The sequence below is a fragment of the Blastococcus sp. SYSU D01042 genome, assembly GCF_054050515.1.
In genome coordinates, this window is record NZ_JBJGZM010000001.1 from 108,047 (window position 1) to 119,584 (window position 11,538).

Genomic DNA, 11,538 nt, shown 5'->3' on the forward strand with positions numbered 1-11,538 from the left:
CCCCTGGAGGCCCTCCTCTTGTCCGGTTCCCTTCCCCGGGCCGCGCGGTCCACGTCGCGACTGCGCCTCGTCGCCGTGCCCGCGGCGCTGCTGCTGAGCCTCACCGCCTGCGGTGACGACTCCTCCGACGACGCCGCCGGCTCGGCGGCCCCCTCGTCGGAGGCCGCCGACTTCCCGGTCACCCTCACCGCCGACAACGGCGAGGTGACCATCGAGGAGCAGCCCGAGGCGATCGTCTCCATGTCGCCCTCGGCCACCGAGATGCTCTTCGCCATCGGCGCCGGCGATCAGGTCGAGGCGGTCGACAGCAACTCCAACTTCCCCGAGGGCGTGCCGACGACCGACCTGTCGTCCTTCACCCCCAATGCCGAGGCGATCGTCGGGTACGCGCCGGACCTGGTGGTCCTCAGCGACGACATCAACGGCATCGTCGACGCGCTCGAGGGGCTCGACGTCCCGGTGCTGCTGCTCGGTGCGGCCGAGGAGCTCGACGACACCTACGCGCAGATGGAGCTGCTCGGCGAGGCCACCGGTCACGCCGAGGAGGCGGCCGAGGCGGCGGCCGACGTGCAGGACCGCATCGAGGCCGCCGTCGCGTCGGTCTCCACCGACGTCTCGGGTCAGCGGGTCTACCACGAGCTGGACCCGGGTCTGTACTCCGCGGACAGCTCCACCTTCATCGGCAGCATCTACACGCTGTTCGGCCTGGAGAACATCGCCGACGGCGCGCCCGACCCCAGCGGCGGCTACCCGCAGCTGTCGGCGGAGTACGTCGTCGAGCAGGCGCCGGACCTCATCGTCCTGGCCGACACCAAGTGCTGCGGCGAGAGCGCGCAGACCGTCGCCCAGCGCCCGGCGTTCGGCACCGTGCCCGCGGTGGTCGACGGGCGCATCGTCGAGGCCGACGACGACGTCGTGTCCCGCTGGGGCCCGCGCGTCGCGGACTTCGCCGAGGGCGTGGCCGGGGTCCTGCAGGGCTGAGCGCCGCGCCCGTGAGCACCACCACCTCCCGCACCCGGTCCGGCCGCCCGACGGCCGGGCCGGGTGCGGCGCGTCCCCGCCGGTCGGCCGCCCTGGTCTACGGCGTGGCGGTGCCGGTGCTCCTCGCCGCGGTCCTCGCCGGCATCTGGGTGGGCGCGGTGCCCCTGGCCCCCGGCGGCGTGGTCGTCACGCTGCTGGACCGGCTCCTCGGCCCGCTCGGCGTCGACCTGCCCGGCGGGCTCGAGGGCACCCAGGAGGCCGTGCTGCTGCAGCTGCGGCTGCCGCGCGTGGTGCTCGCCGTCCTCGTCGGCGGGGCGCTGGCCGTCGCCGGGGCCGGCTACCAGGGGGTGTTCCGCAACCCGCTCGCCGACCCCTACCTGCTCGGGGCCGCGGCCGGTGCGGGGCTCGGGGCCACCCTGACCATCGCCTACGCGCCGGTCCAGTCGCTCGGCCCGGTGGGGATCGTCCCGCTGGCCGCCTTCGCGGGCGCGCTCGTGGGGGTCGGCTGCGCGCTCGCGCTGGGCACCGTCGCGGGCGGCTCGCACAGCCCGACGCTGCTGCTCGCCGGCATCGCCGTCGCCGCCTTCCTGTCCGCCGCGCAGACGCTGGTGCAGCAGCAGAACACCGACGACCTGCGCGAGATCTACGGCTGGATGATCGGCCAGCTGGGCAGCTCCCGCTGGTCGGACATCGCGCTGGTCCTCCCCTACCTCGGCCTCTCCTGCGGAATCCTGCTCTTCTGCGGCCGCGCGCTCGACGTGCTCGCCGTCGGTGACGACGAGGCCGCCTCGCTGGGCGTGCACCCGGGCCGGCTGCGGTTGCTGGTCATCCTCGCCGCGTCCCTGGCCACCGCGTCGGCCGTGGCGGTGAGCGGCCTCATCGGCTTCGTCGGCCTGGTCGTCCCGCACATCGTGCGGCGGCTGGCCGGTGGCTCCTACACCCGCGTCCTGCCGCTGTCCCTGCTGGCCGGCGGTGCGTTCCTGGTCTTGGCCGACCTGGTAGCGCGGGTGGTGCTGGCGCCGGCGGAGCTGCCCATCGGCGTGGTCACCGCCTGCGTCGGCGCGCCCTTCTTCGCCGCGCTGCTGTGGGCGGGGGCGCGGCGCCGGTGAGCAGGCAGCGCGTGCACGGCGCCCGCGTCGAGGTGGTCGGCCTCGGCGCCGCCTACGGCCGCACCCGGGTGCTGGACTCGGTGCGCTTCACCGTCGAGCCGGGCGGGTGGCTGGCCGTCATCGGGCCCAACGGCTCGGGCAAGTCGACGCTGCTGCGCTCGGTGCTCGGCCTGCAGCCGCACGAGGGCCAGGTGCGCGTCGACGGCGTCCCGACCACGGGGCTGCCGCGCCGCGAGCGCGCCCGCCTGCTGGCCTACGCACCGCAGCAGCCGGTGCTGCCCGAGGGCATCAGCACCGCGGACTACGTGGCGCTGGGCCGCACCCCGCACCGCCCGCTGCTGGCGGCGCCGCGGCGGGTCGACCGCGACGTCGTCGCCGACGTCATGGCGCGCCTGGGGCTCGAGGCGCTGGCCGACCGTCTGGTGGTCACGCTTTCCGGGGGTGAGCAGCAGCGCGCCGTCCTGGCCCGCGCGCTGGCCCAGCGACCGCGGGTGCTGTTCCTCGACGAGCCGACCGCGGCGCTGGACCTCGGCCACGCGCAGCAGGTGCTCGACCTGCTGGACCGGCTGCGCCGCGAGGACGGGCTGACCGTGGTCAGCACGCTGCACGACCTGACCCTGGCCGGCCAGTACGCCGATCGGCTGACCCTGCTCGCCGGCGGCCGCGTGGTCGCCGACGGCACGCCGGCCGAGGTGCTCACCCCCGAGGCGCTGGCCGCGCACTACGGCGCCCGCGCGCACGTCGTGCCCGGGCCGGACGGCCCCGCGGTGCTGCCGCTGCGGTGACGCCGCCGCCGGCTACCGGTCGGCGACGGCGGCGCGGATGAGGTCGCCGACCTCCGGTCGCGCGGCGTGCGCACCCGCGGCGAGGAACGACTGCTGGATCACCTCGTCCAGGCGGTGCCGCGCCATCATGTCGTCGCCCATCACCGCCTGCTCCGCGGGACCCGGGGTGAAGACCACGGTCCGGACGCCGGCCGCCTCGAGCGCCCGCACCTCCTGGCGGAGCAGCCGGGCGGAGTGCCGGCGCGAGGCCGCGTAGACGCTGAGCGACGCGCCGGCGGGCCCGCTCATCGGCGCGACGACGATCGCGAGGTCGAGGCCGCAGCCGCGCAGCAGCGCCGCGTTCGTGGGTGAGTGGACGCCGCCGTCGACGTAGGTGTGCGCGCCGATCTCGACCGGCGCGAAGTAGCCGGGCACCGCGCAGGAGGCGGCGACGGCCAGGTGGATCGGCGGGGTCGGCCCGCCTGGACGGCCGAACACGACCCGGCCGCCGTCGTGCCGGTGGACGGCGCAGATCCACAGCGGGGGCTCCGGCCAGCCGGGCTGCTCCAGCTCGCGGAGCGCGGCGAGCTGCTCGCCGATGTCCCGCCGCCCGGGGGCCACGAGGACCGAGGCGGCCGCCAGCGGCCGGAAGCGCCACGGCCGGGCGACGGCCCGGCGCACCATCCCCACGGCGGGCAGCCGCATCGGCCGGCGCAGCAGCTCGACCGGGCGGAACGGCGCCAGCTCGGGCACCTCCGTGCCGGCGATCTGCTGCAGCACGTCGCCCTCGTCGGAGAGCGGCGCCTTCACGGTCCAGGCGGCGAGGTCCTCGGCCCGGACGCCGAGCCGCAGCAGCGTGCCGGTGATGGAGCCGGCGGAGGTGCCGACGACCAGGTCGGCCGTCCGGGGGTCGAAACCGAGGTCGTGCTCGAGCACGGCGAGGACGCCGGCGTGGTAGGCCTGCCCGACCACACCGCCGGCGCCCAGGACCAGGCCGACGCGCGTCACACCACCAGTTTCCCCCGCCCGGCGGGACCCGGCAGCCGGACGGCGGCTCAGCCGACCGCCCGGAACCGCACGCCGTCCCCCGGGCGCAGCTGCGCGGCCAGCGGCAGGTCGGCGGTGACGACGACGGCGAGCACCGGGTAGCCGCCGGTCACCGGGTGGTCGGCGAGGAAGAGCACCGGGGCGCCGTCGGGTGGCACCTGGACCGCGCCGGCCACCAGCCCCTCGCTGGGCAGCTCGCCCTCGCGGGCGCGGGTCAGCCGCGGGCCGGTCAGCCGCAGGCCGACGCGGTCGCTGTCCGCCGCGACCACCCACCCCTGCGTCGTGAGCGCGGCCCACGCGGCGTCGTCCAGCCAGTCGCGGCGCGGGCCCGGCAGCACCCGGAGCACCGGCCGGTCCGGCGGCGGCCCGACGGGGGCGACGTCCACGACCGGCTCGTCGGCGGCGAGGTCGCCGACCGGCAGCAGCGTGCCGGCGGTGAGCGGCGGCGGGCCCAGGCCGGAGAGCGTGTCGGTGCTGCGCGACCCCAGCACCGGGGGGACGCCGATGCCGCCGCGCACGGCGACGTAGCTGCGCAGTCCCGCCCGCGGCTGCCCGAGCTGCACCACGGCGCCGGCCGGCAACGTCATCGGCGCGGCGAACGGCGCCGGCCGGCCGTCGACCACCACCGGCACCGGCGCCCCGGTGACCGCGACCAGCACGGTGCGGCCCGCCCGCACGCGGAGCCCCCCGGCGGTCACCTCGAGCAGGGCCGCCTCCGGCCGGTTGCCGACCAGCCGGTTCGCCAGCCCAGCCGCCAGAGCGTCGGCGGCGCCGGACCGGGTCACCCCGATGGCGGCGAACCCGGGGCGGCCGCGGTCCTGCACGGTCGTGAGCGGACCGGGCGCCAGGACGGCGAGCACGTCAGCCCACCCCTCGGAAGCGCACGCGCGTACCGGGGGCCAGCAGCGCGGGCGGCTCCCGGTCGACGTCGAACAGCACCGCGTCGGTGCGGCCGACCAGCTGCCATCCGCCGGGCGAGGAGCGCGGGTAGACGCCCGCGTACGGGCCGGCCAGCGCGACCGCGCCGGCAGGGACCCGGGTGCGCGGCGTCGCCCGGCGCGGCACGTGCAGCTCGGGCGGCAGGCCGGTGAGGTAGCCGAAGCCCGGGGCGAAACCGCCGAAGGCGACGGTGAGCTGCGCGCCGGTCAGCGCCGCCACGAGCTCGGGCGCGGTGCAGCCGACCAGGCCGGCGACCTCGGCCAGGTCGGGGCCGTCGAAGACGACCGGCAGGGTCACCGACGCGACCGCGTCCTGCGGTCCGCCGTCGGACAGCGGCAGCCGGCGCAGCGCCGCCGCGTCGAGGTCCGTCGGGAGCCGGTCCAGGACGACGAGCACCGTGCGCGCCGCCGGCACGAGCTCCCGCTGCCCGGGCAGCGGGGCGGCCGCCAGCGCGCGTCGCACGGCCGCGACCTCGCCGGCGTCGTCCACCTCGACCAGCAGGGCGCGGTCGCCGTACGGCAGCACCCGGATGCCGGCCCGTATCCGCTCCACCGGATCATGATGGCCGACCCACCACCCCCGATCCGCAGGAGGAACCCGCCGTGGCGGAGCTCGCCCCGCCCGTGGTCGTCGTCGGCCTGGTGGCCGCACCCGGAGCGGCCGCCGCCCTCGCCGCGAGCCTCTGCGACGAGCTCGCCGCCGAGCTCTCGGCGCAGCACCCCGAGGTGGCCTGGCAGGTGCGCTCGGTCGAGAACGGGCTGGTCCAGCCGCCGGCCGACGACGCCGAGCTGGTGACCGCGACGCGGGACCGGCTGCTGCGCGAGGACTGGGACCTCGCGGTGTGCCTCACCGACGTGCCGCTGGAGCGCGACCGGCGCCCCGTCGTCGGGCACGCCAGCCCGGTGCACTCCGTCGCGGTCCTCTCCCTGCCCGGGCTGGGTGCGGTGGGTCGCCGCCGGCGGGCGCTGCAGACCGCCGTCGGCCTCGTGCAGGCGCTGGCCGGCGACGGCGAGCCCGACGATGCCGGCGACCGCGCCGCCATCAGCCGCCGGCTGCGGCAGCTGGCCGTCGACCCGGCGGACTCCACCGAGGGCGTCCGGTTCACCGCCCGGGTGCTCACCGGGAACCTCTCGATGCTGGTCGGCATGGTGCGGGCCAACCGGCCGTGGCGGCTGGCCATCCGGCTGTCCCGGGCGCTGACCGCCGCCATCGCGGCCGGGGTGTTCGCGCTCATCACGCCCGACATCTGGCGGCTGGCCGACGTGTTCGGCTCGGTGCGGCTGAGCGTCGTCGCGGTCGGCTCGGTCGTGGCCACCGCCGTCACCCTCGTCGTCGGCGCGGAGCTGTGGGAGCGGGCCCGCTCGCGCCGGGTGCGCAAGCAGGTCACCCTGTTCAACCTGGCAACCCTGGGCACGGTGGTCATCGGCGTGCTGTCGCTGTACGCGGCCCTGTTCGTCCTGGCGCTGCTCGGTGCGCTGCTGCTCGTCGTCGACCCGCTGTTCAGCGAGGCGCTGGGGCACCCGGCCGGCCTGACCGACCACCTCGAGCTGGCCTGGCTGATCAGCTCGCTGGCCACCGTCGGCGGTGCGCTGGGCGCCGGGCTGGAGACCGACGAGGCCGTGCGGGAGGCGGCCTACACCTACCGGCCGGGCAGCGACGCCGTGGAACCCGCCGAGCCGCAGCCCGCGGGCTGACCGCTCAGGTGAACGGCCGCAGCTCGACGTCGGCCTGGCCGAGCGCCGTCCGCACGGCCCGGGCCAGGTCGACCGCGCGCGGGGTGTCGCCGTGCACGCAGATCGAGGCGACGTCGGCGCGCACGGCGGTCCCGTCGACGGCGAGGACCGTGCCCTCGACCGCCATCCGCACCGCCCGTCCGGCCACCTCGCCGGGGTCGTGCACCAGCGCGCCGGGCTCGCTCCGGGGCACCAGCGTCCCGTCCGGCGTGTAGCCGCGGTCGGCGAAGCCCTCGGCCACCGGTCGCAGCCCGGCCGCCTCGGCCGCCCGCAGCAGCGCCGAGCCCGGCAGCCCGAGCACGGGCAGCGCCGGGTCGTACGCGGCCACGGCCTCGACCACCGCGCGGGCCTGCGCCTCGTGCGCGACGGTGGCGTTGTAGAGCGCGCCGTGCGGCTTGACGTAGCGCACCCGGCCGCCGGTCGCGCGCGCGACGCCGTCGAGGGCGGCCAGCTGGTAGAGCACGTCGTCGGCCAGCTCACCCGGTTCGACGTCGACGAACCGGCGGCCGAAGCCGGCCAGGTCCCGGTAGGAGACCTGCGCCCCGACGGCGACGCCCGACGCCGCCGCGGCGGCGCAGACGCGGCGCATGGTGCTCGGGTCCCCGGCGTGGAAGCCGCAGGCGACGTTGGCGCTCGTGACCACCTCGAGCAGGGCGTCGTCGTCACCCAGCCGCCAGACCCCGAAGCCCTCGCCGAGGTCGGCGTTGAGGTCGATCGCGCGGGCCCCGGATGTGGTCACCGGCGCAGTCTGGCACCGGAATGCGACTTCCCCGGCAGGCGCTGTCCCTGGCATGGCACCGGCCGAGCCGCTGACGCTCTTCGACCCCGAGCCGCCGACCACCCCCGCACCGCCCAACCGCCTGCTGCAGGTGCGCCGCATCTACGCCGAGCCCGCCGCCCTGGACAGCCCGCGCGGCCGGCAGGTGCTCGGCCGCTTCCCGGACGCCGCGGTCGTCGAGGTGCCCTCCCACTGGCAGATCCCCGAGCTGCACGGCAACGAGGGCAACGTCGAGCGCTGGGTGCGGGTCAAGACCGAGACCCTCGTGCTGGGCGTCAAGAAGTCGCTCTCCGCCCGGCCCAACGGCCGGTCCGCCGACTGGATCGGGCCCTCGACGGCGAACGGCTGCGCCATGGCGTGCGCCTACTGCTACGTGCCGCGGCGCAAGGGCTACGCCAACCCGATCACCGTCTTCACCAACATCGAGCAGATCACCGGGTACCTGCGGCGGCACGTCGCCCGGCAGGGGCCCAAGACCGAGCCGAACCAGGTCGACCAGGACAGCTGGGTCTACGACATCGGCGAGAACGGCGACTGCTCGGTCGACGCGCTGGTGAGCGACAACGTCGCCGACCTGGTCGCCACCTTCCGCGAGCTGCCCACGGCCAAGGCCTCGTTCGCGACCAAGTACGTCAACCGGCAGCTGCTCGACCTCGACCCGGCCGGCCGCACCCGCATCCGGTTCTCCGTCATGCCGGAGGACGACGCCCAGCTGCTCGACGTCCGCACCAGCCGCGTCGCCGAGCGGATCGCGGCGGTCGACGACTTCGTGGCCGCCGGGTACGAGGTGCACCTCAACCTGTCCCCGGTCGTGCTCCGCGAGGGCTGGGAGCCGGCCTGGGCCGCGTTGTTGCAGCGACTGGACGACGAGCTCTCCCCCGCCGCCAAGGCGCAGGCCGCGGCCGAGGTCATCCTGCTCACCCACAACCGCGACCTGCACGAGGTCAACCTGGGCTGGCACCCCAAGGCGGAGGAGCTGCTGTGGCGGCCGGAGCTGCAGCAGCCCAAGCGCAGCGAGAACGGGCAGCTGAACGTCCGCTACCGCAACGACGTCAAGCGGGACGGGGTACAGCGACTGCAACGACTCATCGAGCTGCACGCGCCCTGGTTGCGCATCCGATACGCCTTCTGAGCGCGATCGGCAAGGGTGGTGTCGACGAGAACACATGTCGACACCAAGTCTTCAAAAGGTCACCGTTCGTGTGACATGGTCGTACGCGTAGTGATCGTCCGACGCCGAGGGGGCCGGTGCCGATGAACCTCGGGCACCTGTCCGCCGTACCACCGGAGACCCTGCTGGACGCCCTCCCCGACGCCGTCGTCGTCGCCGACGCCTCCGGCCGGATCAGCTACGCGAACCCGGCCATCCGCACCCTGCTCGGGCACGACCCCGCGGCGCTGATCGGCCGCACGCTGACCAACGCGCTGCCCCGGCGGTTCCGCTCCGGCGGTGACGGCGGCCGGCTGCGTCCGCTGGCGACCGGCCAGGGCGAGCTGCTCGGCCGCACCACCCAGCTCCCGCTGTTCCACGCCGCGGGGCACGAGGTCGTCGTCGACCTCACGGTGGCCCGCGTCGAGCCGCACCCCGGGGCTGCACCGGAGCAGCGCTCGGTCGTCTGCGTGCTGCGGGACGCCGGCGCCACGGTGCTGCTCGAGCGCCAGCTGCAGGTCAGCCGCTACCTGGCCGCGACCCTCCGGGTCACCGCCGCTTTGACCGAGGCCACGGACGCCGACCTCGCCTTCCAGCGGCTGCTGCCCACGCTGTGCACCGAGCTGGACTGGGACGCCGCCGTGCTGTGGGAGGCCGACGAGCACAGCGGCCGCCTCGTCCACGCCGGCACCTGGACCGCCCCGGGCATCGACGTGCCCGCCCTGCGCGCGGAGACCCGCCGCACGTTCGGCCGCGGGGAGGGCGTCCCCGGGCTGGTCCGGTCCCGGCGCGCACCGGTGGTCGTCGAGGACCTGTGGCACGACCCGCGGTTCCTGCGCCAGGAGGCCGCGCGCGCCGACGACGTCCGCACCGCCGTGGCCTTCCCGGTGCTGCGCGGCGAGGCGGTGCTCGGCGTCTGCGAGCTGTTCTCGCGCACCCAGCGCACCGTGCCGCCGGAGCTGGTCGAGGTGCTGGCGCACGCCGGCCGCCAGGTCGGCCAGTTCCTCGGCCGGCTGCGCGCGGAGTCCGAGATGCGCTGCCTGGCCGAGACGCTGCAGCGCAGCCTGCTGCCCTCGCACCTGCCGACGGTGCCCGGCGTCGAGCTGGCCTCGCGCTACCGCGCCGGCGGCGGTGCGGCCCTGGTCGGGGGCGACACCTACGACGTCATGCCGCTGCCCGACGGGCGGTGGATGGCGCTGATCGCCGACGTCTGCGGCACCGGCGCGGAGGCGGCGGCGCTCACCGCCCTGACCCGGCACACCGCCCGGGCCGCCTCGGCCGCCGGCTGCCCGGCCGCCGTGCTCGCGGCGGTCAACGCCGCGCTGCTGCACGAGCAGGCCGAGGGCCCGCTGCGGTTCGTCACCGCCTGCTGCCTGGTGCTCGAGAACGGCCCTGCGGGCCGCCGGATCGGCCTCAGCATCGCCGGGCACCCGCCGCCCCTGCTGCGCACGCCCGACGGCGTGGTCGCGCCGCTGGGCCGGCCGGCCGCACCGCTGGGCGTGGACGCCGCCACGGTGTTCACCGACGACACCGTCGAGCTGCCCGCGGGCAGCACGCTGCTGCTCTACACCGACGGCGTCACCGAGGCCCGGGACGACGCCGGCGACCAGTTCGGCGAGGAGGCCCTCCAGCGGCTGCTCGCCGACGCGGGCTGCGCGGAGGCCGAGGGCGCCGTCGCGGCCGTGGCGGCGGCGGTCGAGGCGCAGGTGGCCGGGTCGCACCACGAGGCCGACGACATGGCGCTGCTGGCGCTCGCCGTCCCCGCCTGAGCTCAGCCGGTCTGGCCGGTGTCGGCGTGCGCCACGCCCACCGGCTTGGACTCCGGCGACCCCCGCTGCCGGAGGTACACCGCGAAGATCGCCATCGACCCCACCGCCAGCATCTCCGACTGCCAGTTCTGGAAGCTGCGGTTCCAGAGATCGGCCTCGCCGAGGTACCCCGCGAAGGACACCGGGTCCTGCCGCTGACCCAGCTGCTCGCCGTTGTAGGCGACCCACCCGGTGACCGCGGACGCCGCCCAGGTCAGCAGGAACAGCACACCCATCACCACCCCGAGCGACCGCGAGAACAGCGTCGTCCGCCAGCCGCCCGACCGCACCCAGGACGGCGAATCGGCCAGCGCGTGCCCGCCGACCCGCTGCTCCCGGTCGCTCTCGGCACCCTCCTCGCCCGGTTCCTTGGACTCGCTCGAGCCCTTCTGCACCAGCCACACTGTCGCGAAGACGTACAGGAAGAACTGCAGGTACTCGGACTGCCAGTTCTCCATCACGTCGACCATGAACGACGACGAGGTCACGTAGTCCAGCAGCCCGACCGGTTCCAGCCCGTTCGCCAGCTGCTGGGCGTTGAAGTCCGCGTTCCCGGAAACGGCCTGGCCGGCGAGGGTGACGAGGAACAGCGCGCCGAAGGCGAGGCTGAGCGCGTTGTTGCGCAGGAAGCCGTACTCCGGTTCCTCGACGCCGCTCATCGACCCGTCGCCGCCAGCAGGAACGCGTAGCCGATCCCGAGCAGGACGACCACGAGGTACACCACGTACACCGCCTTGACGCCCTTCACGCCCCCTCCACCTCGCAGTCGTAGGGCCGTTCCGATCGCGGCTCGCACGCCGCGGCGGTGACCCGCCAGCCGTCGGACGTCTCGGTCAGGAAGACCACGTCTCCCCCGATGCGCACCTGCGCGTCGCCGCCCCAGACGGCGACCGACGTCACCCCGCCCCCGGGCAGGGGCAGCTCGCCGATCGCCTCCCCGCACGGGGCTGCCGCGTCCTGCTCCAGAGCTGCCCGGGTGGCCGGCGCCAGGAGCTCGCAGCGCTCCGCCGGATCCCCGCCGGGGTCCTCGAACGCCACGGCGACCGCCCGCGCGCCGTCCTCCGCCCCGGCGGCGCACCCGGTCAGCAGCGCCAGGGCCACGAGCCCGGCGAGCGGTGCTCCGGTTCTGCGCACGACTCCTCCTCGGGCGGTCCTCGTCCGGCGCGCTGCCCGGCCGGACGTCCGAGCGGCTACCCGCCTCGCACCGCCGGTCACACGTCGGTCCCCCG

At 76.1% G+C, this 11,538-nt stretch carries 12 protein-coding genes; 6 read left to right on the forward strand and 6 right to left on the reverse strand.

Going from position 1 to position 11,538, the window contains the following annotated elements:
• The first annotated feature begins 75 nt into the window (after positions 1-75).
• From ACI79H_RS00520 to ACI79H_RS00530, 3 genes are read left to right on the forward strand one after another with little or no spacing between them, the layout of a single operon-like run.
• Complete coding sequence (locus tag ACI79H_RS00520; protein ID WP_456552412.1) at positions 76-981, forward strand: ABC transporter substrate-binding protein; 906 nt, start codon at positions 76-78, stop codon at positions 979-981.
• Positions 982-992: 11 nt separating this feature from the next.
• The gene (locus ACI79H_RS00525; protein WP_456552413.1) at positions 993-2,090 is read left to right on the forward strand and encodes a FecCD family ABC transporter permease; all 1,098 of its coding nucleotides are present in this window, start codon (positions 993-995) and stop codon (positions 2,088-2,090) included.
• Complete coding sequence (locus ACI79H_RS00530; RefSeq protein ID WP_456552414.1) at positions 2,087-2,875, forward strand: ABC transporter ATP-binding protein; 789 nt, start codon at positions 2,087-2,089, stop codon at positions 2,873-2,875. The genes ACI79H_RS00525 and ACI79H_RS00530 overlap by 4 nt, the downstream gene beginning before the upstream one ends.
• 12 nt (positions 2,876-2,887) lie before the next feature.
• Here ACI79H_RS00530 and ACI79H_RS00535 read toward each other — a convergent pair whose 3' ends face one another.
• The 3 genes from ACI79H_RS00535 to ACI79H_RS00545 are packed head-to-tail and all read right to left on the reverse strand — an operon-like array spanning position 2,888 to position 5,392.
• Positions 2,888-3,862: a patatin-like phospholipase family protein gene (locus tag ACI79H_RS00535; protein ID WP_456552415.1), complete on the reverse strand. Its 975-nt coding sequence runs from the start codon at positions 3,860-3,862 to the stop codon at positions 2,888-2,890.
• Between the two features lie 47 nt (positions 3,863-3,909).
• On the reverse strand, positions 3,910-4,761 hold the full coding sequence (locus tag ACI79H_RS00540) for a 5-oxoprolinase subunit C family protein (RefSeq protein WP_456552416.1): 852 nt from the start codon (positions 4,759-4,761) through the stop codon (positions 3,910-3,912).
• A 1-nt stretch (position 4,762) separates the two neighbouring features.
• Positions 4,763-5,392 carry a 5-oxoprolinase subunit B family protein gene (locus tag ACI79H_RS00545; protein ID WP_456552417.1) on the reverse strand — a complete coding sequence of 210 codons (630 nt, stop codon included), beginning with the start codon at positions 5,390-5,392 and terminating at the stop codon, positions 4,763-4,765.
• Between the two features lie 50 nt (positions 5,393-5,442).
• Here ACI79H_RS00545 and ACI79H_RS00550 point away from each other — a divergent pair, with 50 nt between their 5' ends.
• Positions 5,443-6,534, forward strand: a complete 1,092-nt coding sequence (locus ACI79H_RS00550) for a hypothetical protein (protein WP_456552418.1) — start codon at positions 5,443-5,445, stop codon at positions 6,532-6,534.
• 4 nt (positions 6,535-6,538) lie between these two features.
• On the opposite strand, the gene ACI79H_RS00555 is transcribed toward ACI79H_RS00550, so the two are convergent.
• Positions 6,539-7,312 carry a LamB/YcsF family protein gene (locus ACI79H_RS00555; RefSeq protein WP_456552419.1) on the reverse strand — a complete coding sequence of 258 codons (774 nt, stop codon included), beginning with the start codon at positions 7,310-7,312 and terminating at the stop codon, positions 6,539-6,541.
• 52 nt (positions 7,313-7,364) lie between these two features.
• On the opposite strand from ACI79H_RS00555, the gene ACI79H_RS00560 reads away from it, so the two are divergent.
• Together ACI79H_RS00560 and ACI79H_RS00565 are read left to right on the forward strand one after the other, a co-directional pair.
• Positions 7,365-8,483, forward strand: coding sequence for a spore photoproduct lyase family protein (locus ACI79H_RS00560; protein WP_456552420.1), 1,119 nt, complete (start codon positions 7,365-7,367; stop codon positions 8,481-8,483).
• A gap of 122 nt (positions 8,484-8,605) precedes the next feature.
• Positions 8,606-10,270: a SpoIIE family protein phosphatase gene (locus ACI79H_RS00565; RefSeq protein WP_456552421.1), complete on the forward strand. Its 1,665-nt coding sequence runs from the start codon at positions 8,606-8,608 to the stop codon at positions 10,268-10,270.
• Positions 10,271-10,272: 2 nt separating this feature from the next.
• Here the strand turns inward: ACI79H_RS00565 and ACI79H_RS00570 are convergent, their stop codons facing one another.
• Entirely contained in the window at positions 10,273-10,968 is a 696-nt protein-coding gene (locus ACI79H_RS00570) for a DUF6766 family protein (protein ID WP_456552422.1), read from the reverse strand.
• 85 nt (positions 10,969-11,053) lie between these two features.
• Positions 11,054-11,443 carry a hypothetical protein gene (locus ACI79H_RS00575; RefSeq protein WP_456552423.1) on the reverse strand — a complete coding sequence of 130 codons (390 nt, stop codon included), beginning with the start codon at positions 11,441-11,443 and terminating at the stop codon, positions 11,054-11,056.
• Between the last annotated feature and the right edge of the window lie 95 nt (positions 11,444-11,538).